The sequence below is a fragment of the Anaerovibrio lipolyticus LB2005 genome (assembly GCF_000621545.1).
GTDB lineage: Bacteria > Bacillota > Negativicutes > Selenomonadales > Selenomonadaceae > Anaerovibrio > Anaerovibrio lipolyticus_A.
Genome location: NZ_JHYA01000016.1, coordinates 1 through 25590 on the forward strand (window position 1 = coordinate 1; position 25590 = coordinate 25590).

The 25590-nt window shown below is 45.5% G+C and carries 26 protein-coding genes; all 26 read right to left on the bottom strand.

Translation table 11 applies throughout. The annotated features are described in order from the left end of the window. Positions 1-395 (bottom strand): flagellin (locus T355_RS14310; RefSeq protein WP_037330141.1); only part of this gene is annotated, 395 nt, incomplete at its 3' end. 202 nt (positions 396-597) lie between these two features. After that, positions 598-942, bottom strand: a complete 345-nt coding sequence (locus T355_RS0111175; RefSeq protein ID WP_027397828.1) for a hypothetical protein — start codon at positions 940-942, stop codon at positions 598-600. 1 nt (position 943) lies between these two features. Beyond that, entirely contained in the window at positions 944-1330 is a 387-nt protein-coding gene (gene fliS / locus T355_RS0111180; protein ID WP_027397829.1) for a flagellar export chaperone FliS, read from the bottom strand. A gap of 19 nt (positions 1331-1349) precedes the next feature. Beyond that, entirely contained in the window at positions 1350-4697 is a 3348-nt protein-coding gene (gene fliD / locus T355_RS0111185; protein WP_027397830.1) for a flagellar filament capping protein FliD, read from the bottom strand. A gap of 15 nt (positions 4698-4712) precedes the next feature. Then, complete coding sequence (locus T355_RS0111190; RefSeq protein ID WP_027397831.1) at positions 4713-5168, bottom strand: flagellar protein FlaG; 456 nt, start codon at positions 5166-5168, stop codon at positions 4713-4715. A gap of 34 nt (positions 5169-5202) precedes the next feature. Continuing rightward, entirely contained in the window at positions 5203-5424 is a 222-nt protein-coding gene (gene csrA, locus T355_RS0111195; RefSeq protein WP_027397832.1) for a carbon storage regulator CsrA, read from the bottom strand. Positions 5425-5427: 3 nt separating this feature from the next. Continuing rightward, positions 5428-5868, bottom strand: a complete 441-nt coding sequence (gene fliW, locus T355_RS0111200) for a flagellar assembly protein FliW (RefSeq protein WP_027397833.1) — start codon at positions 5866-5868, stop codon at positions 5428-5430. Between the two features lie 102 nt (positions 5869-5970). Beyond that, a complete protein-coding gene (locus T355_RS0111205) occupies positions 5971-6564 on the bottom strand; it encodes a DUF6470 family protein (RefSeq protein WP_027397834.1) in 594 nt (197 codons plus the stop codon). A gap of 45 nt (positions 6565-6609) precedes the next feature. Further along, positions 6610-7998 carry a flagellar hook-associated protein FlgL gene (gene flgL, locus T355_RS0111210; RefSeq protein WP_037330143.1) on the bottom strand — a complete coding sequence of 463 codons (1389 nt, stop codon included), beginning with the start codon at positions 7996-7998 and terminating at the stop codon, positions 6610-6612. Positions 7999-8077: 79 nt separating this feature from the next. Then, positions 8078-9706 carry a flagellar hook-associated protein FlgK gene (gene flgK, locus T355_RS0111215; protein WP_027397836.1) on the bottom strand — a complete coding sequence of 543 codons (1629 nt, stop codon included), beginning with the start codon at positions 9704-9706 and terminating at the stop codon, positions 8078-8080. A gap of 38 nt (positions 9707-9744) precedes the next feature. After that, positions 9745-10212: a flagellar protein FlgN gene (locus T355_RS0111220; RefSeq protein ID WP_027397837.1), complete on the bottom strand. Its 468-nt coding sequence runs from the start codon at positions 10210-10212 to the stop codon at positions 9745-9747. Positions 10213-10214: 2 nt separating this feature from the next. Next, the gene (locus tag T355_RS0111225) at positions 10215-10700 is read right to left on the bottom strand and encodes a flagellar protein FlgN (protein WP_027397838.1); all 486 of its coding nucleotides are present in this window, start codon (positions 10698-10700) and stop codon (positions 10215-10217) included. A gap of 36 nt (positions 10701-10736) precedes the next feature. Continuing rightward, entirely contained in the window at positions 10737-11012 is a 276-nt protein-coding gene (gene flgM, locus T355_RS0111230) for a flagellar biosynthesis anti-sigma factor FlgM (protein ID WP_027397839.1), read from the bottom strand. A 168-nt stretch (positions 11013-11180) separates the two neighbouring features. After that, positions 11181-11594 (bottom strand): hypothetical protein, encoded by a 414-nt coding sequence (locus tag T355_RS0111235; RefSeq protein ID WP_027397840.1) that lies wholly within the window; start codon positions 11592-11594, stop codon positions 11181-11183. 345 nt (positions 11595-11939) lie between these two features. Then, the gene (locus T355_RS0111240; RefSeq protein ID WP_037330144.1) at positions 11940-12599 is read right to left on the bottom strand and encodes a ComF family protein; all 660 of its coding nucleotides are present in this window, start codon (positions 12597-12599) and stop codon (positions 11940-11942) included. A 60-nt stretch (positions 12600-12659) separates the two neighbouring features. Next, positions 12660-13022, bottom strand: coding sequence for an endonuclease domain-containing protein (locus T355_RS0111245; RefSeq protein ID WP_037330145.1), 363 nt, complete (start codon positions 13020-13022; stop codon positions 12660-12662). Positions 13023-13071: 49 nt separating this feature from the next. Beyond that, positions 13072-15246 carry an ATP-dependent RecD-like DNA helicase gene (locus T355_RS0111250; protein WP_027397843.1) on the bottom strand — a complete coding sequence of 725 codons (2175 nt, stop codon included), beginning with the start codon at positions 15244-15246 and terminating at the stop codon, positions 13072-13074. A gap of 61 nt (positions 15247-15307) precedes the next feature. Next, positions 15308-17266 (bottom strand): ABC-F family ATP-binding cassette domain-containing protein, encoded by a 1959-nt coding sequence (locus tag T355_RS0111255; protein WP_027397844.1) that lies wholly within the window; start codon positions 17264-17266, stop codon positions 15308-15310. Positions 17267-17314: 48 nt separating this feature from the next. After that, positions 17315-18676 (bottom strand): LCP family protein, encoded by a 1362-nt coding sequence (locus T355_RS0111260; protein ID WP_027397845.1) that lies wholly within the window; start codon positions 18674-18676, stop codon positions 17315-17317. Positions 18677-19053: 377 nt separating this feature from the next. Continuing rightward, positions 19054-19842, bottom strand: coding sequence for a histidinol-phosphatase HisJ family protein (locus T355_RS0111265; protein ID WP_027397846.1), 789 nt, complete (start codon positions 19840-19842; stop codon positions 19054-19056). Position 19843: 1 nt separating this feature from the next. Continuing rightward, positions 19844-20098: a TIGR03905 family TSCPD domain-containing protein gene (locus T355_RS0111270; protein ID WP_037330146.1), complete on the bottom strand. Its 255-nt coding sequence runs from the start codon at positions 20096-20098 to the stop codon at positions 19844-19846. A 271-nt stretch (positions 20099-20369) separates the two neighbouring features. Further along, on the bottom strand, positions 20370-21182 hold the full coding sequence (gene rsmA, locus T355_RS0111275; protein ID WP_051555557.1) for a 16S rRNA (adenine(1518)-N(6)/adenine(1519)-N(6))-dimethyltransferase RsmA: 813 nt from the start codon (positions 21180-21182) through the stop codon (positions 20370-20372). 110 nt (positions 21183-21292) lie between these two features. Further along, entirely contained in the window at positions 21293-21832 is a 540-nt protein-coding gene (rnmV, locus tag T355_RS0111280) for a ribonuclease M5 (RefSeq protein WP_027397849.1), read from the bottom strand. Between the two features lie 249 nt (positions 21833-22081). After that, positions 22082-22759, bottom strand: a complete 678-nt coding sequence (locus T355_RS0111285) for a dTMP kinase (RefSeq protein ID WP_027397850.1) — start codon at positions 22757-22759, stop codon at positions 22082-22084. A gap of 5 nt (positions 22760-22764) precedes the next feature. After that, positions 22765-24267 carry an aminotransferase class I/II-fold pyridoxal phosphate-dependent enzyme gene (locus T355_RS0111290; RefSeq protein ID WP_037330147.1) on the bottom strand — a complete coding sequence of 501 codons (1503 nt, stop codon included), beginning with the start codon at positions 24265-24267 and terminating at the stop codon, positions 22765-22767. Between the two features lie 17 nt (positions 24268-24284). After that, on the bottom strand, positions 24285-25472 hold the full coding sequence (locus tag T355_RS0111295) for a sensor histidine kinase (protein ID WP_155851723.1): 1188 nt from the start codon (positions 25470-25472) through the stop codon (positions 24285-24287). Between the last annotated feature and the right edge of the window lie 118 nt (positions 25473-25590).

Genomic DNA, 25590 nt, shown 5'->3' on the forward strand with positions numbered 1-25590 from the left:
TTGAAGGTAACGTTGGCGTTATCATTGATCTGGTCAATGGACTGGTCAAGCTCCTTCTGGATAGTAGCGCGGTCAGAATCAGTGTTGGTATCGTTTGCTGCATTTACTGCCTTTTCCTTCAAGGTCTTCAGGATTTCTACAGTAGAGCTTACAGCACCCTCAGCAACCTTCATCATAGAGCCGCCGTTCTGAGCATTCTGATTTGCCTGATCCAAGGAACGAATCTGTACACGCATTCTCTCGGAAATAGCGTAGCCGGATGCATCATCAGCTGCGCTGTTGATTTTCATACCGGAAGAAACCTTTTCCAGACTCTTCTTCAGAGCGTTGGTGTTCTTGTTCAGAGTGTTCAGGGTGTTAATTGCGGACATGTTGTTCTTTACAACCATAGCCATGATAAATTCCTCCTTGATTTTAAACAATTCCAGGCATCCTTGCCTGTTTTTTTACTTAATGATCTATGAGCATCTGTTATTTGCTTAGCTCATTTTCATCTATCTGACTATAGTATCGGGTCGATTATCATTTTACTTAAATACTTTTTAAAAAAATTAAAAAAAATGACCGGTCACAAGACCGATCATTTTCCTAGAACCGTTAATATTCCCGATTAAACATATTCCCCGCAGCCACAAATCCCGTCATATCGTATGATTTAACCGTCACATTATTGCGGCGGGATTTATTCAGCCAGGAACGGGCCTTATGCATTATCTGCATATCCATAGGCTGAATTTGTTTGCGTAATGTCACGCCCTCCGGGCTACGGGCAAACTCATGGCTTGGCAATGTCTGTAGCATTTCCATAAGCTGTTGTCGCTGATCAACCAGTTCAAGAAATGTATCAATCTCCTCCTGATCAATAAATTTCAATAAATCCCTGGTCAAATCAAGATACTTCTCCCACAGCTCCTGCTCTGAAAATCTAGGCTTTTCATCCATATTAAGATGCTCCTTTTTCCTTACGGGCCTTTATCATGGCCTGAGCCCATGCCGAACGCAACTCCTTAATAATGTCCATGCACTCTGTTACCTTCTCCGGCTTACTCCTCATATTGGCTTCCACCAAGGAATTATATACATAATCATAAAGTGGCATCAGCTGATGAGCTATATCATATTTCATGTCCAAAGTAACACGGAACTCATTAATAATATTTTGCGCCTTTTGGAGAGAAGTATTACATTGCTCCCATTTCTTTTGCTCCATAGCCTCCAAGCCTTCCTTCATAAAGCGAAGGCAACCATCATATAACATGAGTGTCAGAGCCTCTGGCGTAGCAGTCATTACCTGCTGGCGTTTATATGCTTCTGCAGCATTATTCATCATAATACAAATCTCCTAACTATCAGGAAAACGAACCACTAATATAACCAAGCTGCATATTAAGCTTAGACAAGGCCACCTCCATGGCATCGTAACGCTTAAACAGCTTGTTTTCATAAGCCGACATCTGAGTCTTAAAGGTCTTCATCTTAGTCTGCATGTCGGTAATCAGCTTGCCCAAATAACTCTGATCATCCGTAGACTTAGAAGTACCAGCTATATCAGAAATCTTGGACATATGGTTGGTCATCACATTATACAACCGATTGGCCACACCAGTATTGGCATAGTCCTGCTTTTGCTGAGCCGAAGTAATCTTATTCTTATTGGTGGACCCGGCAATGTATGTGCTGTCCTGATCAGATGCAAAGAGCTGATATATGCAATCTGGATCATCAGCCAGGGCTTTCTTCAGCTTATCCGTATCCAAAGTCAAATGGCCCTTGGTATTAGTCGAAGTAATACCAACGGAAGCCAAGGTATTGTATTGGCTATCTACCGCATCTACCTTGGTATAAATAGCCTCCCGCATAGCACTTACCAAATTTTGGATTTCACTGTTGTGATATAGAAGACCTGACTTAGCCTTTTCGTTCCATTTTTCTATCTGCTTTTCCGTCATTTCATCCTCTTGGCGTTTGCTAAGAGGTTTATAGTCAGAATATTTTTTCTCAGACAACTTTTCATTGAGAGAATCCAACAGTTTATTGTAATCATCCACGAAGCTCTTCATGTAGTCTACAATTTTATCCGTATCCTGACTAACACTGATGGTAGCCTTTTGACCAGCTTGAGTCTGATCTAAGAAGGTATAGGTTACACCTGCTACCGTCAGCTTATTGGTGGCATTGTCATAGGTCTTACCATCAATAGTTACTGAAGCATTAGTGCCAGCCCACGAATGATCCTTAGCAGCTGCTGTTTCTTCACTTTCCTTAAGTCCCATTCTGGAAACAAGCTCTTTACCCGAAGTATCAACACCTGTTAATGTAGCATAGCCCTTGTCATTGGTTAGGGTAAGCTTACCATCTGCATCCACTGCAGCAGTCACATTTATAATTTTATTACCATTTTCATCCTTGGTAGCAGCATTGATTTTTTCAGCCAATGCACTTAAATCTGCCGCACTATTACCATCAGTATCAAAAAGATCACCGTAAGTAAAGGTAAATTCAGCTTGCCTATCGCTGTCACCAACCTGTAAGGTAAATGCCGTGTCAGAGGCATTTACCTTTGTACCATCACTCTTTTTTATGGTCAGAGTGTCACCATCTTTTACAGCACTGATACCTAAAGCATCAGCCAGACTATCCTCCGTGCTGTGCTCATTTACACGGGTAATACCCTTAGTGCTGGTGGACATATATGTCATAGAACTTGTGTCAGAAACGACCTTTACATTTAATCCACCATAAACATTCAAATTATTATCAGGATGTTCAGGATCGTCAGACACACCATTAATCACTACATTTCCATCTGGATTAGCAATAGTAAGCTTTCCATCCACATAGTTGGCCTTGATGTTTAAGCCTTTATCTTTACACGCCTTGTTAATTTTTTCAGCTAATGCACTTAAATCATTTGATGTTTTTTGAGTTGCTACCCAACCGGCACCGGAACTGATCTCATAGTCATTAATACGCAAATCCCAGCCATTATTTGTAAAGGCCGAATAATCTACGACATCACCATAAGATACGTCCACAGTGGCCGTTTTGTCAGTACCATCACTGATTTCAAAGCTAAAAAGCTGATTGTCTTTCCCAGTACCTTTAGCGAAATAGTCCCTGTTTCCAGTTTGACTGCCAATATTACTTGTTCCATTTGACAAATTCATGGTGTATTTATTCGAGCTCATATACTTTATTAAACCACTCACACCAAAAACATCAGCCAAATTATCGGTATTGGTAGTAGTACCTACAACATGGAGGCTCGTACTTGGGGTCAGATTCAGACTATCAATTAACTGAGTAGCCACAGTCTGATTTGCACCAGTAGCAGTTAAATTTGCACTCCCATTTGGATTTGTCAGAGCGAAGCTATCCGTAACAGAGTCATAATTTGATGTAATACCAAGACCAGTCTTATTAATCTTGTCAGCAAAATCACTAAGTCCAGCAGTTGCTCCCAAATTATTCTTCTTGCCAATATCGCTGAGATTGAACAGTTCTCCCAACGTAAAGCTAATAGTAGCATTGGATGTACCATTGCTAAGATTCATGGAAAAAATTGTTGTATCTGCACTCTCTGGAACTGAATTACCGTTTCCATCAACAGTGAAATTTCCCAATTCACCAACTACTTTACCATTTTTATCATACTGTGTAACAGCAATATCGTAGTTGTCACCATTCTTAGTTGAAGTAGCCTTTAATCCCAATACATCTTTCAAACTTACAGACAAAGCACTATTGGTAATACCACTAGATTCCATTACTGTCTTCATAGTATTATCCGCGGTAAAATCAATGCGGTCACCTAATTTATTATTAGCCACATCATAGCTGCCAAGATTTAAGTTATTCAGCAAGGTAGCTGTATTGCCATTATCGGCCGTAATACCAATAATATTTTCCTTGCCGCTTGTCTTATTATACAAGCTAAAGGAATCATTGGCTGTATCATATCCGCCTTGAATATTAGCACCTGTCTTCGCAATAGCACTGGCGAAATCATTCAGGGACTTGCCACCACTGAACAAACTGGACTGATCCCCAGTATACCCAGTATATTCACCTGATTTAAATCCAGTGAACAGCTCATCATAGGTATACGTAAGAGTATATTCCTTGTCACTGCCAGCCGTATCCTTCAGACGCAACGAAATGGCCACATCACTGCCATTAACCTCTTGGCCATTTACTTTATAAGTAAAATTAAAATTGTTGCCATCCTGAGTATAGCTGGCCACGCTATAGTTACCGAAGATTACATCAGCTAGCTTATTACTGGACTGCGCATCCTGATTAGCTCTGGTAACACCATAATTCTCTATGACCTGCCCCTGTGCATCCTTCTTTTGGGTTGTCATCAAATAAGCATTACTGGCCACCGAATCAACAGTTACCGTATGATTCATCGAGGCTGCCGCACCATTGGCCGTAGCCGTAACAACACTGCTATTGTTGCTGGTAGCCTGCATAGCATTCAAATTTGACTGCATTTTATAGTCAGACAAAGTCCCATACTTATATGTAGTCAAATCATTATATACATCGTTATAGGCTTCCTTTAACCATGTATTGGCTATTTCCTTTTGTTCCATCTTGTCATATTGCTTGTTTTGGTTGGACATGCCCATTTTTACCAATGATTCAATGTCCAAACCAGAGCCTGACAAGCCATAAATTCCATTTACGCCCATTTAAAGGCCCCCCTTTTACGCATTACGATCGAGGAAAGCACCCAGCCATTCCTGGGCCTTTATCATACCCTCTACCATTTCTTCAGGTGGGTATTCCTTAATAACCTCATTTGTCTTCTTGTCAATCATCTTAACCGACATTACATTTACTTCCTTGTGATATTGGAATTCCAAATCACAATTGAGCTTGCTCATAAGCTCATTGAGTTCCTTTGTCATTTCGCTGACAAATTCCTCATTGATGTTGTCCAAGGCTTGACGCTTTGGATCCTCTTCCTTTTGCTCGTTGTCGGCTTTGCCTGCATCATCACCAGCAGCAACCTTATCAACGGTATTAGCCTCATCAATTTTTATATCAACAGGTGCCACCTTATTTTCCACTGGCTCCACTGTTTTCTTCTGGCTAGTCCCGCTATCCATTGCTGAGACAACAACTGCTGCAGCCGTCATGTCTGAAATGCTTCCTACCACTTTGAATCCCTCCGTAGAATAATATTATAATCCTTTATTTTGGTAACGCCTGGGACAAATCTATGTTGTCTGCAGGAGCCGCTGCCTTGCGATTTTCATCCTTGATGACCTTATAGATTTCTCCTCTATAAACCTTTACACTGCGAGGGGCATCAATGGCTATTCGCACATTGTCGCCATTAACCTCGACAATATTGATAACTATGTCATCCCCAATCATAATCTGTTGCTTCGGGTGTCTCGTAAGAACCAGCATATTCTATTCCTCCTTTTCCGGGAACAGCCTATGCTTTGTAGTATAATTGGTTTTTTCCAGCACAACCTGTCTTGCCTTCATATTGGACTGATTTATAACTATCGGTGCCAGCAAATTTGTGGTCATATTTTTCACGCCTGTTGGTGGTATGGTAATAAGGGAACAAACCAACACATCCCCATCATTGGTAACTCCCAGAGCCTCCATATTGGCATCGTCCAATTCAAAGGTATAATCCGGGAAAAATACAAATGGGTCCGTCATGAGAAAGGCCAGCTCTGGTGTTGATACAGACTGCATATACATATACGGGCTTTCCTCGTCATAAGGAATAATGGCGAACTCCCGCTCATCCTCAAAGGCTGGTATTCCATGTTCAAAGGTAACAATAGATTTTTCTTCAACTTCAATTTCACCAAATCTGGTAGTGTTAATCTTTCTCATTAATAGCCTCCAATATTTACACTAGGTACACCGCATCCGACCATCAGGCACCGACGGAGCTCTGCTCCTAGCACCCTTGGGTGCTTCCCCTCAAGGGGATAGCTAAACCCTCATATCGTAGTGCCCCACTGAAATCCACTGTCTTACATAACCCTTCCGGGCCAAGGTGGTCTGGGCCGAACCTGGGCGATTTTCTATCTCCGGAGTGGCCGTGGCATTAATACTGGTGGTATCGCTGCCCGGATCCATTTTTCCCTTTATCTCCGATGGATGAACTGTAAATTCCGGATCTGGGATTTTTACTGCTTCCCACTTAGGCCACTGCACTATTTCACTTCTAAGCCGCGACTTGGCTTCATTACCAATAAGATTGGCACCTGGATGGGCACCATTCTTGGCAAAATTCCACCCGGACCGAGCCAGACGGGAGGTGTTGGCCTGCACATCGCTAAAGCCTTCCCCGCCATATTTCTTGGCAAAATCCGTATGATTCAAAAAGCCATAAGTCTTTCTGGCGTTATAAGTATCAATGTCAATATCAACCTGAGTGGCTGCCACATTGGCCAGTGGTGGGTCATAATCCCGATGCAGCTCCGCCGGACGAAAGGTATTCTTTATGGCCCTGGGCTGCTCCTGATGAATACTAATCTGAGCCAACTCCGTACTGATATTCAAGTATTTCATTTCTGCCAGCATCGTATTCACCTCTTTAGTATATAATCAAAAAATTAAGCTATACTATTAATGTAAGTAATCTGCCAAAGTACCAGGGAGAATCTTTGACCCTACTGACAGGGACAAGCTATAAATCGTCTGATACTCCATCAGCTTGGTGGCCAAATATGCCACATCTGTGCTGGAAACATCGGTAATATCACTGGTAATGGACTCATCCTGGGTGGTGAGCATATCTGATGCAGCGGTATAAGCCTGCTGACGGGCTGCCATGGTAGTCTGAGCTCCCAGGACTTGGGCATGAGCAGCATCACTAATGGTAAGTCCATCGTTGGCTGCCCAATCATTGTTGCCGGAATCAATCTTGGATACAGCATATAACAGCTCATTAAGCATTGCCGTTCCAGAGGAATAAGTTGGAACATCCCTATACTGCCCGGAACCGACTGGATCTTCATACTTGTTTGTATAACTTAGACCAGGAGTATCAAATATGTCACTGCCAAACACATCCTGACCGGTCTGATTTACTGTATCGGTGGCCTTATCCACCCCTCCAGTTTTTTTAACCATGGAAATGTATTTAGCATCCCCTTTGTATTCAACTATATACTGATCGCTAGTATCAAATGTTAAAGTGACATTCTTACCGTCTACCGTAATATCAGAGCTAAATGATTTGCCACCATCACTTATAACACCATATTTATCAAAATACTTGCTCACATCGGTGCTTCCACCCCATCCTGAAATATCTCCGGCTTCGTCACCATCCTGAACAGTAGTCTGCCCCTCATAAATTTTATCCTTATAGCCATTTTCTACAAAATCCTGAGTATAAACCTTACCATTAGTTACATTCATAAAATAAGTATTACCATCACTGCCATTCAGCTTTAGCATCTGATTGATAGTAGTGGATACAGGTTTACCATCTACAAGATTTGTGTTATTAAAATAACTTGCCTGAGCTTCACTAAGGGTTTTAGTTTCCCCTCGTGCTTTCTTTCCGTCCGAAATTTGAAATGGCATGGTGGTATCAGACTGACCAGAGAATAAATATCTGTCACCAATCTGAGCATTCATATCAGCCACTACTTCCTGTACACTGGCCAACAGCTCCTTGGCGATATCATGCATATCATCCTCGTTATTGGTGGAGTTACCTGCCTGAACAACCTTTCCCTTAAATTCCTTCATACGCTCAGTAACATTAACCAAAGCCGCATCACTATTCTTCATCCAAGAAACCGCAGTGGTAATATCATCCTGGAACTGCTTCACATTTGTAAGGGAATTCTGATATCTTAAATATTTGGAATAACCAACAGCATCATCGGAAGCACGATGGAGCTTCTTGCCATCACTTTGCTCAAAGAGCTTGGTGTAGGTTTCGTAGGAGCCATTCAGCTGCTTCAGATAATTGTGGGTCATCATTGTGCTGCTTATACGCATAATCTATACCTTACCTTTCTTTTTTGCCATCCCCTCTGGGGAGGGTGCCCGCAGGGCGGGTGAGGTCATCTGTCAATTATTATCTGCCTACTACACCAGTGCTGTTAATAAGCTTATCAAGCATTTCATCCATGGTGGTAAGGCAACGGGAGCAGGCTGCATAGCCCTGCTGGAAAGTAATCATATTGGTAAGCTCCTCATCCCAGTTTACACCGGATGTGGCTTCACGCAAATTTGTAATCTGAGTCATAAGATCACTCTGGAATTCCACCTTGTTATTCATATTCTCAGTGGCAGAACCCAATGTGGTCATGCTGGTATTATAGTAGCTGTAGAAGGATTCATCACCGATGGCACGAGTAGTGGTGTTTACAGTTGGACTGGTATTTCCCTTAACACAATTAAACAAGGTACTAACCCATACTGCATTAGAGCCATCAGCCACGCCATTAGGAACTTCATGCTCTGTACCAGTATTATCCTTAACTGTCTCATAGCCACGGGTTGCCAAGAGATTATGACCATCAGTAGCAGTCAAATCCTGATTAATGGTAAGCTCCTTAATAATCTGTATACCACGTTTGACATCGCCATTCTTTGTCATGTGCAAATCATCAGGATTAGTAGTATCCCAAAGATACACTGCATCAGTTTCTCCGTAAAAGTTATTGCCTTTTTTAACTTCATCGTATGTCACTTCTTGACCAGCCTGATTAGTAAAGGACACTTGATTTCCCGTCTTTGCAAGGGTATATCCATCCTTATGCTGTGCATTAAGAGTAGTAAGAAGGAAACCAGCCATATTAGCCAGTCTATCAATATACTGCTTGTCCTCCAATACGGACTGGAGCTGGCCATACAGCTCACCATTTCCCGGGTTAAATGGAATATCGGATTCCTTTATATTAAGGGTATAATCGCTAATACCATAAACCTCATTATTAATAGGCTTGGAAACTGCAATGGTAACCTTGCTGGTACCATTTACCAGGGTGGTACCGTTACATACCAGATTGTACATACCATTTGGAGTTTCGTTTACACTTATGTGCATTATCTTAGATAACTGATCCACCAGCAAATCACGCTGGTCACGAAGGTCATTGGCACTGGAGCCGTTGGCTTCCATTTCCATAATCTGACCGTTCAGTACAGTTACCCTATCAGTCATGCTGTTAATATTGTCAACGCTGAGGATAATCTCGTCATATACGGATTCAATCTGGGCCTGAACCTGGGTTGCCGTAGCATTGAGAGTCTCAGCAAAATTATAGCCTGCATTAATTACGTTCTGACGACTGGAAGCGGTACTTGCTGTAGTGGAGCAATCCACCCATGCCTGATAAAATTTTTCCATGGACGCCTGCAATGAATTGTCATCAGAATCGTTGAATATAGTCTCCAGCTTGGAATAATTCTTGGCCTTGGCATTGTAATAGCCATCGGTGGTATTTTCCTTCCAATACTGGCGGTCTGCGTAAATATCTCTGGCACGGGAAATACCGTAAACCCCTACACCGCTACCAATCTGGTTGGCACGGGAATAGGACCAGATAGTCTGGGATCTGGTGGCTACGGAATTCACCTGCTGACGGGAATATCCCTCAGAGCTGGAATTACTGATATTGTGACCTACTGTGTTCAAGCCTACTCTATTGTTCTGAATACCACTTACCATGGTATTGAGGCCGTGAAATGTGCTTAACATAATTCTCTCTCCTCTTAAATGTTCTTTGCCTTGAGCCCTCAGACTCCAGTATCAAACATCTTTCTCCCCTGAACAGGCATCCCACCGTTATCGCCCGGTGTTCCGTAGGTCACCCCCGCACTGGTCTGGGTCATTACATTGATGCTATAGTCGATAAATTTTGAGTGTCTATCTAAAAACTGCATATTTCTGGAGTTGATTCCCTTTAACTCCTGCAATATTTCTTCCTGTTTATCCAACAGCGTCTGGAGCATCACCCTATCAGGTGATTCAGGCTGTTTTTCCAACCATTCCAACAAGTTATGGGTATGAAGCTCAGCCATAATCCCATCCTTGCGCTTATCCAGGCTGCTTATCTCTATCATTATCGGTTCCATGTCGGCAGACAGCTTCCGTGCTGCTTCTGCGTCAGTGTGAACCAGTTTCTCTTTCTGTATTTTTGCCAGCTCCAATAATCTGCCCAACAAAATAAGCTGCTGGCGAAGAATATCGATTATATCCTTCATACTTACACCTCAAGGTCCAAATTCTTTTCATGGGAAACCTTTTCCTGTCCCGACTGGCCATAGGATGGCTCCACAGCGGCACCCCCAAGCTGATTTAGCTTGAAGTTGATGACGTTCAAAGCTGCTGATATCATAATCTCGTTATTCTCCTGAAGCGCCTGAACCTTTTTTACAACGTCTTCCAGTGTTTTATGGGTACGCTCCAGTACGTCACGCATCTTGTCGTCGCTGCACTGTCTCCAAACATCCCTCATTGCCATATTAGGCTGTATGTTAACGTATTGCTTCGCCAGCTGGTTTATCACATCTTGACGCTTTGTTTCTGCTTTATTGATTTGTTCAATGATAGTCTGCTCCTGAAGAACTATTTTCTCCAAGGACTTCAGATCCACTGCCGCCAGCACTGCGCGTTTTTCCTCGCCCAGCTTCTGGAGCTTCTGATACTCAGTTATCAGTGTGGCTATAATCTGTGCTAAATTCTGCCACATTTCGATGCATCCCACCTCTCTGGCAAAGCCGTTCTATTAGAAACGACAATTCAACATGCTTGATGCCAAGTCATAAGAGCTCACATGATAATTGCCGGCTGCAATCATGTTCTCCAGCTCTGCCACACGGTCAGGACGAACATCATCCATTGCGTTCAGCTTCTTCAGCATCTCGCTGGCATTCTGAGCCTTGGTGGAAATGTGAATTTCATCACTTCTGACCTCTTCCCGCTCAGTGTGAGCAACCTTGTTGGTGCTGCGATGGTTTGCATAAACGCTTGCAATTCCTTGAAGGTTATTGTTTATAATCATGGTATTTCACCGTCCTTTTTTCTAAATCTAAGTCTCTGACTCTATCTAAAAATGCAGACACTTCTAGCCTCTACTTAGCTTCTAATCTTTTATCGAAAAAAAAAACAGGATCCTTAAATCCTGTTTTTAAAAATATCATTTTCTTCCTATTTAAAAGAATAAATCCACTTAGGAACGGAAATCCTTGCCAGCATTGTACATGGTGTGGCTGCGGTCAACCTTCTGAGCTGCAGCTGCAGACTTCTTTGCTTCCAGCTTCGCTGCCTGATCCAGTAAATCCTGGGAACACTTTTCGCAGAAACGGCCAGTGTAAATTTCCTCACCGCACTTTTCGCATGGATAAGTAATAACTGCACCGCCGGAATTAATGAAGCGACCATTTTTCAGCATACGTAGAACAACCTTCTCCTTTACGCCGGTCTCCTCAACAATCTGGGTAATACTGCATTTATCATGGTCACGTACATAGGTATGTACAATCTGCTCCTGTTCCAGCTCCAAATCATAGCAAGCAGGGCACATCTTCTGACCAACCTCTAAATAGAGCTTTCCACACTCTGGACAATTCTTTAACTTATTCATAGTAACTCACTCCTGATTAGCTTTTCTATATTACCTTACAATATTCATATCGTCATTTTTAGTGAACATTTTAATTATAACGTAATTGTTCATATTTTACCATAGGTAAAATATTCTTCGTATTTTTATATAATGAAAATGGCGGGGGTGCAGGCAGATTGAACATTAAGTGACGGTTCGTTAAGAAACTTTTTATTGCTTCACCTTGATTGTAGTAGGAAAAATCATCTGTCTGAACGAGTCCTGAAAGGACGAAGTGAGTTATGATTTTTTCTGCTACATAATAGCAAGAAAAAGTTTTAGAACCGGAACGGCGTTCAAGATGCCGTTACCCCCGCCCATTTATTATCTATGCCCAGATGAAATCACCAGTCCGAAAATCCGGCTTGCTCCTGCCTCCCGCAAAACCTTTCCGCATTCAGCAAAAGTTGCGCCAGTAGTGAAAATATCATCCACCAACAGGACCCTCTTTCCCTTCACCAGATGACGATGCTTTTTATCCGCTACCGCAAAGGCACCCTTGATATTTTTCTTTCGCTCGGCGAATTTCAGCCCAAACTGGGGCCTGGTTTCATGTACCCGTCGCAGCACCTCCCAGATTTCCAAATCTGAGTTTTTCATGGCCTCCTCAAAAAACAATACACTTTGATTAAAGCCGCGCTGTTTAATTTTATTCTTGTGAAGTGGCACCGGCACCACAATGTCAATGTTATGCAAATCCAGCTTTTCAAGGCCCCTGTCCACGAAAAATTGCAGAGCCTTCACCGCATGCTTCTTTTTCTCGAATTTGGCATCAGCAATGAGCTTTTTCACCGGATCCTCATATTCGCTAAAGCTCATTACACCGCCATCAAAAATCTTCCCCAAAGCATCATCCAGTGGCAGCTGACGGACCTGAAGTATTTTGTTGAGACACTCCTCACACCACTGCCCGTTATGCTTAACAGGACCCCTGCAAGCCGGGCATTTCGGTGGAAAAAGAAAATTCAATATGGCTTCAATCATAGCTATCTCACTTTGCCTTCCCCTCTGGGGAAGGTGGCACGCTTAGCGTGACGGATGAGGTTATACCCCCCTATTCTTCACGAAATCATCAATTTTAATACACACACCATTAAAATTATGCCATATATCCATATTACTAAAACGTAACACACTTATTCCTATTGCATTGAAATAATCTGTACGTCTTTTATCGTACTCCATTTCGTCTGGCTCATAATGCCTACCACCATCAATCTCTATCACCAATCTGGCTCTGGCACAATAAAAATCTGCAATATAGTTACCTATTGGCTTTTGTCTGTAAAAATTGACACCATATCCTTTTAGAAAATCATACCACAAATGACGTTCCTCTTTTGTCATATTAACACGCAATTTTTGAGCTTTTGCTTTTAAATCTCCACGATATTTTATATTCCCCATTTTTACCTCATCCGTCTGCTTCGCAGACACCTTCCCCAGAGGGGAAGGCTTATAGTGACCTGGCCAGGCGCTCGGCCAACAGGGTATACCGCCGTCTGGTCCTGTCATTGGCCACGGCAGTATTTAATGCCGCCTTGGTACCGATGAGAATAACCTTCTTCTTGGCCCTGGTAATAGCCGTATACAGTAAATTTCTCTGGAGCATAATTCTATGTCCCGGCACCAGTGGCAAAATTACCACAGGATACTCACTGCCCTGGCTCTTATGCACACTCATGCAATAGGCCAGCTGCAGCTCACTGAGCTCCGCCTTCTCATAAACCGCTTTCAAATCATCCCCAAAGCGGGCAGTAACACTGCTCTCATTCATTTCCTCAATGAAACCGATATCACCATTGAAAACGCCCTTATCGTAATTATTTTTGGTCTGCATCACCTTATCTCCCAAACGGAAGCTGCGGATACTGCTGACAAATTCTGGCTTGTAGGATGCAGGAGGATTGAGAGCCGCCTGAAGTCTCTTATTTAGATTCTCCACCCCACAGGCCTGACGATGCATTGGTGACAGCACCTGTATATCCTCAAAGGGTGAATAACCCTGCTTAGGCAATATATCACGGCACAGATTAACTATCTGGTACTCCACCGCCTCGGGATTATTAAGCTCAATAAATTCAAAATCCGCACCGGGATTATCAGAAGCATCGGAAAATCTTGGCACCCGCCCCGCATTAATAGCGTGGGCATTCATAACTATGCTGGATGCTTCACTCTGGCGGAATACCTCCGTAAGACAAACGCTGGATACCACACCGCTTCGAAGAATATCCTTCAATACGGAGCCAGGCCCCACAGCAGGAAGCTGGTCCACATCACCCACAAGGATAACATGGCATCCCGCAGGCACCGCCTCTAAAAAATGGCGCATCAGCACAATATCCATCATGGAAACCTCATCCAAAATAATGGCATCTGCCTCCAGCTGATCATCAATATCCCTACCGAACATTGAGCCCTCAGAGGAATCTCCCCCCTGGGCCTCCAGCATGCGATGAATAGTGGACGCCTTTCGTCCAGTGGCCTCGCTTAGCCGCTTTGCTGCCCGGCCTGTGGGAGCCCCCAGAATAATCTCCATTCCCTGGGCCTCCAGCATATCTATCATGCCCCGGATAACAGTAGTCTTTCCTGTACCCGGGCCACCTGTCAATACAAAGATACCATGTTCCAGTACCCCTTGTATAGCCTCTTTTTGTCTATCGGCAAGAGTAATACCCGTATTTAGTTCCCATTTTTCCACCAGCTTCAAAGAATTGCCCACGTTTATAGGTTTGGCCTTCTTCTGTAAAAACAGCAGATGCTCCGCCGTTTCCACTTCCGCCTGATAGAGGTATTCCGGATAAACCAGAATATTATCACCCACTACCTCCTGGTTTAAAACTCCCGTGGCCAAGTCCTGCTTAAGCACTTCCCAGATGGTATCACGATTAATGCCAAGGGCCTTTTCCACCTCGTCCACCAACAAATTTTCCGGCACACAGCAATGGCCGGACAGTGAAATGCGCTGAAGCTGAAATTCCAGAGCCGCTGAAACACGAATCGGATCATCCGGCTGCATCCCAATCCCCGCTGCAATAGCATCAGATGTGGCAAATCCCACACCATCAATTTCCCGTGCCAGACGATAAGGATTGGATTCCATTACTTCCACAGAAAAGGAGCCATATTGGGCATATATCTTGCCCGCGTAAATCCCCGATACATTATGCTGCTCCAGCCAAATCATTATCTGGCGAAGCTCAGCCTTTTCCATATAGGAATCATGAATTTTCTTGGCAGTCTTGGCACCAATGCCGCTGATCTCCTTAAGGCGATTAGGAGCCTTTTCAATGATTTCCAGGGCATCACCGCCAAAATGGGCCACTATCCGCTTGGCATTAACAGGGCCCACCCCATCAATAGCACCACTGGCCAAAAATCGCTCTATGCCCTCTAAGGAGGTGGGAGCCGCTACCATCATGTGCTCAGCCTTAAACTGCTGTCCAAATCGAGGATGCTCCACCCAGTAGCCCTTCAGCTCCAGCTGCTGCCCCTGCAACGGCGGTTCCATCTGCACCGTAACAGTGACCACGCCCCGCTGGCCATCAGGACGCAGGCGGAATACACTGAAGCGCCCGTCAGAACTGGCAAATATTATATTTTCAACAGACCCTTGAAGTTCTTCCATTTTGACACCTCATCCGGTCACTGCGTGACCACCTTCCCCTCAAGGGGAAGGCTTAATTGTATTACGCTTCTGTGAGCTGTTCCCACTTCTCGTACCACTCATCCAGTTCCTTGGTCTTGGCCTCATACTCCTGGGCGATTTCCACACTCTGCTCCGGATCCGCCTGAATCTGCGGACTGTTCATGGTAAGCTCCAAATTCTTCAAATCCATCTCAATAGTAGCAATCTGGGCCTCTGCCCGATGTATCATCTGGGCCCGCTTATCGTCACTCATGCTCTGGATAGCGCCCTTTTTGGCATCAGCCTTGGCCTGTTCTTGGGCCTTTGCCCTTTCTGCCTCTGCCTGGGCTTTGGCTTCTGCCTTAGCCTTTTCACGGGCTATACGATCCTTGGCCGCCTGTTCCTCGGCCAGCTCAGCTGCTTCCTTAGCCTCTTCTTCCTTCTTTTCCCGATAATAGCTGTAGTTACCATCATACTCTCTTAGCTTCCCGTCAGAAAGCTCCAGTACGCAGTTGGCCACCTTATCAAGGAAATAACGGTCATGGGATACGGTGATATAGGTCCCCGGGAAGGTGGACAAGGCCTCCTCCACAGCCTCCTTGGCAGGAATATCAAGATGGTTGGTAGGCTCGTCCAGTACCAAAAAGTTTGCCCCCGTCAGCATCAGCTTCAAGAAGGCAAGACGGGACTGCTCACCACCGGAAAGGTCCCCGATAATACGAAATACATCATCCCCCCGGAACAAAAATGCCCCCAAATATCTTCTGGCCTGTTCCTCATCAAGGCCATATTCGTAAAGCATTTCATCCAGCACTGTGCGCTCCATGTGAAGCCCCTCATGCTGCTGGGAAAAATAGCCAATCTTTACTCTGGAGCCAATTTTCAGTCGTCCCGTTGGAGATTCCAGCTCTCCCACCAAAAGGCGAAGGAGGGTAGTCTTGCCCGCTCCGTTAGGCCCCACAATGGCTACGCCATCCCCCTTTCTGATAAGCACATCAACGTGTTCAAAAAGGGTTTTATCCGGGAATTTATAGGAAATGTCCTCCAGCTCAGCCACCCGCTGGGCACACTCTGCCGGAGCATTAAAAGCGAAATAATTAAAGGCCGCCGTTTCCGCTGGTTTAACGATGCGTTCCAGACGATTAAGCTGGCTCTGACGTCCCCGGGCCTGCTTGGATTTAATACCCGCCTTATACTTGCGGATATAGTCCTCCGTCTTTTTTATGTATTCCTGCTGCTTTTCATAGGCTGTCAGCTGGGCCGCCCGACGCTGCTCCTTCACCTTCATGTAGTAGGAGTAATTACCTTCATAAGCAGTCAGGCCCTTGTTTTCGATTTCAAAGATTCGGTTAGTTACCTTATCCAAAAAGAAACGGTCATGGGAAATAATCAGCACGCCGCCGGTGTAGCTCTGCAAAAATCCCTCCAGCCACTCTATCATCTCAATGTCAAGATGGTTGGTAGGCTCGTCCAAAAAGAGAAAATCCGGCTCTCTCAATAACGCCTTGGCAAGACACACACGGGTACGTTGTCCACCAGAAAAATGCTCCACCCTGCGGTCAAAATCCTCCTCGGTGAAGCCAAGTCCGAAGGCAGTTCGACGGATGCTGCTTTCAAAATCATAGCCCCCCATGTGCTCAAACCGTTCCACAATACGTCCGTACTGCTCCAGCTTTTCCTCATCATGGGTATTGGCCAGCTCCGCCTCCAGAGCTTCCTTGGTGGCAGCCAGGGCCATGACATCAGAAAAGGCACTTTTCAGCTCCTCATAGAGGGTACCCTTAACCTCCATATCCGCCTGCTGCTCCACATATCCTATGGTGTCCACTGGGTCCATGGAAATGGTTCCCTTGTCGTATTCATCCTTGCCCAGAAGGCACTTCATAAGGGTGGACTTGCCGGCACCATTGGCTCCCACAAAGCCCACACGCTCGCCCCGCTTTATTTCGAAGCTTACATCATTAAATAATTCGTCTATACCAAAGGCCTTGGACAGGCCTGCAACCTTTATTGTTCCCACGCTTATCCTGCGTTCCTTTCTTTGTTACACTCAAAAATAAATCAAAAATCACTCAAAATCCTTGCCCACGTAGACAACGGCCTCCATAGGGTCAGCACCATTCATAATGGTACAAGGGAATGGCATGCCGTAGAACCAGGTTACATTGGATTCATCAGTAACGATAATGGTATGCTCACGATCGCTCTTATGCCCCGTATCTACACCAGTGACATTAAAGCCCTGAGCCATGAGCTTATTTACCATTCTGGCACCGGCGCCGTTGACACCGCTGTCATTTATGACCAGCACCGCAATCTGTCCTGGGCCCTCTGCCTTTTTGGCAGGCTTTTTATCTGTTTTTTCGGATTCTGGAATTTCCGACTTGCTTTCCTTGTTATCCTTGCCCTTGTCATCCTTACCCTTCTTGGTCACAGTACCCTCTGTAAGACTTACAATACCCTTTGGCAGGGACTCTTCGTATTTTTTCTTCTCTGCCTCGGCAGTCTGACGGGCATTATCATCCAGCTCCTTGCCCATCTCCTCAGCCACCATTTCACGAAGTCCCATGATATCCGGCAGCCAGTAGCTTACATCATCAAGGAAGGCTGGTGTACCCGGAATCATCTCCGACTCCATGCCCTGCTCACGAACCTGTGGTAGGAGCTGTGAAAGGGAAAGCATTTCTGAAAGGGGCATATCCGTTTCCAGAGTCTTGCTGATAACCTCAATAATCTTTGGCAACTTCGGCAAGGTGGAAGGATGCAGCATCTTGGTCATAACCGCCTTCATAAAATGCTGCTGACGATTGATGCGGCCAATATCGCCCTCGCCATCGCGGAAGCGTACATATTGGATAGCCTTCTCCCCTGTCATGTGCTGCATTCCCGGATATAGGTCAATTACAAGGCCACCGTTGTCATCCCAAGGGTCCTCGTAGTACATTCGCTTTTCCACATCAATATCAATGCCATCAAGGGCATCGATTATATTTTCAAAGGAGCTTAAATCTATAAGCACATAATAATTCATAGGAATGCCCAACAGATTTTCCACGGTTTTGCGGGTGAGCTTGTGACCCCCGTAGGCATAGGCATGATTTATCTTATCGTAGCCATGGCCCTCAATTTTCACTCTGGTATCTCGAGGCACCGACATGAGCTCAGCCTTGCCGGTTTTCTTGTTCACCGTCAGCACCATCAGGGTATCGCTGCGTCCCGTATCGTCACTGCGCCTGTCTACGCCCATAATCATAATATGAAGTACATCGTCATTGGTCTCAATGCCTGCCTCGGAAACTGCGGGCTGAACTGGAGCATCCTTACCGTCAAGAAAATAGTGGGCCAGAGCCGCCACCAAAAAGGTGCAGACCACAGCCGCCAATATATATACACGGGTATAATCCCTACGCCGTTTGCGTTTAATGCGCATTTAAATAGTCCTCTTTTCAAAATCATATAGTGTGGATTTTACCACATCGTTTTATTATACCAAGCAAAAAAAAAGAGAACAAGTAAAACACTCATTCTCTAAATAAATAACTGGCGCAGGTAACTATTGTGGTTCACGCCGTTCCATCGCTAAAACTTTTTCTTGCTCTTATATAGCGGCAAAAATCATAACTCGCTCCGCCTTTACTGGACTAGCTTCGCGTCGCTCAAACAGATGATTTTTCCCACTATAATCAAGGTATAGCAACAAAAAGTTTCTTAACGCTCGTCACTCAATGTGAACCCCAACAGCCACCTACGGCCGTTTATATACAAAAGTGTGCAGGAACTATCAGATGGTAGTACCTGCACACACTATTATACGTTACTATACTCTATTTTTCTCTCTGTAAAATGCACTGGCTTTAAGCCGATAAACTCCACCAAATCCTGGGCCATCTTGAAATTCATGCCCACATTTTCCGCCTTATGGGCATCGGAACCGATGGTCACATACTGCCCCCCCAGCTCCTTGTATCTGGCATAAATCATCAATAGTGACTCCGCCACTGCCTTGCTGTCAAGACGACGGGTATTCAGCTCCATAACCGTTCCCGTATCCAGCACATTCATCAGCACCAGATCCACCAGGTCATGATATTCCTTATAGCCGATTTCCTTGTCATCATAAGGTGAATACCGGCTGATGTAATCAATGTGTCCCAGCACATCAATATACGGATTGGCCTTCACCATATCCGCCATGGTTTCCAGATAGTGGCCGTAGGCCTGCTCCTTCTTCTTGCCTTCATAATACTCAGGATAGTAAATGTCCAGCTTGTCGATGGCGTGAATGGAGCCAATTACCTGGTCGAAGGGCACCTCATTGATAAATTTTCTGTTGGCCTCAATACTTCCCGGGGTTAATCCCACCTCAACCCCCAGCATAAGGGAGTCGCATCTCAGGGCTTCGTAAGTTTCCCAGTATTTCTTGGCATCAAAAAGGAAGTCCATCTCCTTGTAGTGCTTGGACTCTTTGTAATCAAAATCGTAATGCTCCGTAAATATGAGGCCTATGCCCAATTTGCGGGCAGCCTCAATGGCATCCTCCGCCTTCATTTCCGAGTCGGAGGAAAATTCCGTATGGGAATGACAGTCATAAATCATATTATAGCTGCTCCTTTGCCTGCTTCAGGGCCTTGGACAGCTGATCTGGGCAGGAGGTTGGACGGGCACCGCAGCGGATACCTTCCACCCTGCTGATAACTTCATCAATGTCCATCCCCTCAACCAGCTTGCCGATACCCTGAAGGTTGCCGTTGCAGCCGCCTACTACCTTGAGGTTATGGATTTTGTTGTCCTCGATGTCGAATTTCATAAGGCGGGAGCATACTCCCTGTGGTGCGTATTCAAAAGCGCTCATAAAAATCCCTCCTACATATATTTACACAACAAATATTTAGTATATTACATTTTATCCTGAGTGTGGGCTGGTGCTGGTAGATTGAACATTTAGTCACGGTACGTTAAGAAGCTTTTTCTTGCTCTACCTTGATTATAGTGGAAAAAATCATCTGTTTGAGCGAGCCCTCCAAGGGCGAAGCGAGTTATGATTTTTTACACTATATAAAAGCAAGAAAAAGTTTTAGTGCCGGGACGACGTGAAAGCTACCAGCACTAGCCCACAATAAGTTTTATACAAGATTACTAACTACCAATGCATCAGCCAAGGCTGTGAATTCTTTCAATGTGAAGGTCTCACCACGACGGCCGCTGTCGATACCGCTCTTAGTGAAGGCCGCCTCAATGGCATCTTTGGTGAAGCCCGCCCCCTTCATGGCATTGGCAATGGTCTTGCGGCGCTGGCCAAAGGCTGCCTTTACTACCTTAAAGAACATCCTTTCATCCTTGACCTCCACCGCTGGCTTTTCCCGCACATCGCAGACGATAACCACGGAATCCACCTCCGGAGCCGGTATAAAGGACCGTGGTGGCACATCAAAGGCAATATGTGGCTTGGTGTAATACTGCACTGCCACCGACAGGGCCCCATAAGCCTTGCTGCCAGGCTTGGCAATCATGCGCAGAGCCACTTCCTTCTGCACCATGGTAACCAAGATGCTGATAGGCAGATGCTTTTCCAGAAGCTCCATCAAAATTGGTGTGGTGATATAATATGGCAGATTTGCCGCCACCTTAAAGGGACCCTCCCCCATAATCTCAGGGATATTTACCTTCAAAATATCTCCCGGCACGATGCGAACATTGTCATAGCCAGCCAGTGTTTCCGCCAAAACAGCGGGCAGCTTTTTATCCAGCTCCACGGCAGTAACATCTGCCCCAGATTCTGCCAGCCCCTGGGTCAAGGTGCCAATACCAGGACCGATTTCCAAAATCTTATCCCCTGGCTTTGCCCCGGCGGCATCCACAATACCGCGAACAATATTGGCATCCACCAAAAAGTTCTGGCCCAAGCGTTTGCTGGCACGGAGATTAAAGGCTTTCATGATATGACGGGTAACACTTGGGGTAGCAATGGTGGTCTTAAGGCCATTTAAATTCAGCTTTTTGCCTCCATGAATCTCTGTATCCAAGTCCTTATCCAAATTTAAACTCATTAATTATCTCCCTCCTCAGCCAGAGCCGCTTCAAATTCTTCTCTGGTGACGCCATAGTGGTTCAGTCTTTTTAAAAAAGTCTTGGCGTTGGCATAGCCAATACCAAGGCGAGCCCCCATTCTGGCCCGTCGCTCGCTGGCACCATCACCGCCGCTGATACCGGCTTTTATGAGGTCTGCCCCAGTAAATTCATTGCTGGGCTCCCAATTTAGCGTGCGCACCTTTTCCAAGGCCTTGCGTATAGCCTCCGGGGAGGCCTGTTCAATACCTATATCGTTGTTGGCAGTGGCATCCTCCACCGGCACAAAGGCATGCTTGGCATTGGGGCAACGTCGGGTAACATAGGTACGAATACGCTCCCCGGCACTGTCCGGGTCAGTGAGAATGATAATGCCCCGCTTTTTGTATGCTTTTTCTATGGAATCAAGACAAGCTGGCTTTAAGTTAAAGCCCTCGGTGATGATGCAGTCAGCCTCAACGGCTTTGTTGATGGCCACCACGTCCATCTTGCCTTCTACTACTAAAACTTCTTTTATCATATTTTCCCTTCGTTATGCTAAAATAATTTATTTTTTATTATGGGCAGTGGTATGGTGGATTGAACATTTAGTCACGGTGCGTTAAGAAACTTTTTGTTGCTCTACCTTAATTATAGTGGAAAAAATCATCTGTTTGAGCAAGCCCTCCAAGGGCGAAGCGAGTTATGATTTTTTTCACTATATAAAAGCAAGAAAAAGTTTTAGTGCCGTGACGGCGTGAAAGCCACCATTCCACTGCTCATAATATATTCACTTTAAATGTGGTTTTACGGCCCGATAAACATCCTCATGGATCTTTTCAATAGGTCTTGGCTTACCATTGACACTGCAAACGACTTTTTTCCAGCCATATTTGGCAGCCACCCAGTTATAGGCATCATGGCATCTATGGAGATAATTCGTGTCCTTTTCGTGAATATCCTTTTTACGATCCGCATTATGGGCTGCCCGTTCATTAATTAAACGATCGCTAACCTCCGGATCCATATCCAGATATACCACCACATCTGGCACCGGCAGCTTCAGCTTACCAAATTCAAAATCCCACAGCCAGGTGAGAAATTCCTCCCGCTCTATGGGGTCAGTCAGCTTCACCGCCTGATGTACCATGTTGGAGGTGGTGTAGCGGTCTGCCAAAATAATGGCCCCCTCCTCATAGGCCTGCTTCCAATTTAAATGGAAGGAAGCGTAGCGGTCCACAGCAAAGAAGGTGGAGGCACCATAGGCATCCACATCCTCGGCGTGTTCACCGAATTCGCCCCCCAAATACATTTTCACCAAGGCGGAGGAATCTGATTTATAATCAGGATATTCCACCTTTACTACCCGATAGCCATCCTTTACAAGGTGCTCCATCAGAGCCCTGGTCTGGGTTGCCTTGCCGGAGCCATCCCCGGCCTCTATTGTAATAAGCTTTCCCTTTGCCACTTGGGTTAACCTCCAATAATCTGTATATATTCAAGGCTGCAGTCCGCAGGACCAACCACTCTCATGCCTGCCCTTTGCTGTTTCTGAACAGCCTCAATAAGCTCCGCTGTAATCCTTTCCCCTGGGCACAATACTGGAACTCCCGGGGGATAGAAGGTTACTGTCTCTGCAGCGATACAGCCAGCTGCTTCTGCAAATTTTACCCTTTCACGAGCTCTGTAAAAGGCCTCCCGTGGGGTAACTGCCACCTCATTGGCGGTAAATAAATCCACTGGCACCACCGGTTTTTCTGCCTTTTCCCTGCCATGCTCTGCCACAATGAGCTTCAGCACCTCCAAAAGACGGTGGGCCGTTTCCTCTGTATCTGCCATGGAAATAATAAACAGCAGATTGTTGTTATCTGAAAGCTCGCACTGAACCTTGTATTGGTGGCGCAAAATAAGCTCCGCCTCCGGCCCTGCCAGCCCTATTCCCGTTAAATTAACTGTTACTCTGGTTTTATCAAGCCTCATGGCTTCTGATGAATCCAGTATTTCATCCCCTACACAGTAAAGACCATGGATTTTGTTAATCTCCTGCCGCAGCCAGTTACCAAGCTCCACTGCCCTTTCCAGCCTTTTTCTTCCCTCTGTGGCCATTTGAAGTCTGGCAATATCCAAAGAAGCCAGCAAAAGCTGGTTAGGAGATGTGGACTGCAGCAATGCCGCTGCCTCCCGGATTCTCTCACGGGATACCCTATTGCTTCCAATATGAAGCATGGAGGTCTGGGTCATGCTGCCCAATACCTTGTGAGTGCTCTGGGCCACCACATCCGCCCCCAAATCCAAGGCCTGCCGCGGGATTCCCTCTATATGGCTGGCAAATTTAAGATGGGCACCATGGGCCTCATCCACCAAAAGCAGCATATTATGGTCATGGAGAATATCTGCTATTGCCTGCAAATCCCCCGCCATGCCGTAGTAGGTAGGATATACCGCAATTAAGGCCCTGGCATCCGGATTTTCCGCCACTGCCTTACGAACTGCATCAACTGACAAGGCCCCGGCTATTCCCAAGGCTTCCATAATCTCCGGAACAATATACACGGGCTGCGCCCCTACCAGAATTATCCCCCCAATAATGGAGCGATGGGCATTACGGGGAACCAACACCTTATCACCGGGCTGTAAGGTACCCAAAATCATGGCATGGATAGCCCCAGTGGTGCCGTTTATCATAAACATGGTATCCCTTGCTCCCCAAAGCTCTGCCGCCAGAGCCTCCGCCTGTTTTATGCACCCGGAGGGCTCATGGAGATCATCCAGCTCCTCCATAAGGGAAACCTCCTGCTTCAGCCCCTCCTCGGTAATAAGACGCTTCAGAAGGGAATGGGCTCCCAGCCCCTGTTTATGCCCCGGGGTATGAAAAGCAAGGGCGCCGTCCCTGGCATATTTGTCCATTGCTTCAGAAATCGGCGCCTCATTTTGATTAAGTTTCCAGTTATTATCCAACTTAGTATCTTCAAACATAAAATAAAAATCCTAAATCATCTTGGCTGTGGATATGGCATCTTGATATTCACTCTGGTGCCCTTTCCTAGCTCAGAGGCAATGGAAATGGTTGCACCGATAATACGAGCCCGCTCCTCCATGCCAATAACGCCAAAGTGACCATCCCCAGATGGATTACGGCGCTCTTCTGCCAGCTCGTCCACATCAAAGCCCTTGCCCTGATCAGAAACCATAATGGCCAGATGATCCGCTGTATACAGCATCCGCACAGAGGCATGGTCCGTACCAGCATGGCGATGAACATTGTTCAGGGCCTCCTGCACAATGCGGAAAATGGTTACCTCCACATGGTTATCAAACTTGTACTCCTTGCCGTCAATCTGCAAATCTGCGTTCAGTACCTCCCGCTCGCCCAGCTTTTTGGTAAGCTGTCTAAGGGCCGGAATCAGTCCCAAATCATCAAGGGTCATTGGACGCATGTCAAAGATAATCTGACGGACATCCGCCAGACAGGTACGAATTTGACGTCGCAGCTCCTGCAAATTTGCCTTAGCTTCATTTGGACGGGTATCCACCAGACGCTCAGCCACAGAAGCCTGATATATGAGATTAACCATTTCCTGGGCAGGACCATCATGTATCTCACGGGAAACCCTAAGGCGCTCATTTTCCTGTGCCTTGATAATCTGCATTCCCAGAAACTTATTTTTGGATACGATTTCCATCTGGGTTACCACATCACTGAGCTGTGAAGTGAGATAACCAATAACAGAACCCAGCTTGGTGGCCAGTGTCTCCGCCATGTGCAGAGTCTTCTCCATACTGTAAAGACGCAGCTCCAGACGATCACGCTGACGGCGGGTCTGATATTCCTTTTCCTTGGCAATGGCCAGCTTTACCTGTACAGTTTTAACAGCCTCGTAGCTGGCACGAATACGGTCCTCGGAATAATTGGAAAAGTTACCGCTGACCTGAACCAGCTTCTGCTTTTCCTTCTGCTCCTGACGCACCAGCTCATCCACTTCGTCCTGGAGCTTACGGGTCTGCTCCTTCAGCTCCAACAGCATTTTTCTGGTGGACTCTACGTCCTCCTTGGTGTTTTCGTATATCTCAAATATCTGGCCTTTACTGCCTTCCATTGATTCGATACTCTGCTTAAAGGCATCACGAAGCAGGCGTTCTCCCTGACCATCATCCATATCCATAGATAAATCGATGTTCACGTTTACAAAACCTCCCACTAATCCTTAGTGTAATTGTAACTTAAACAGTATTTCAATGCAAAGTATTTTTATTACGACTTGCATTTAATGAAGAATACTATTAAAATCGTATATGGTT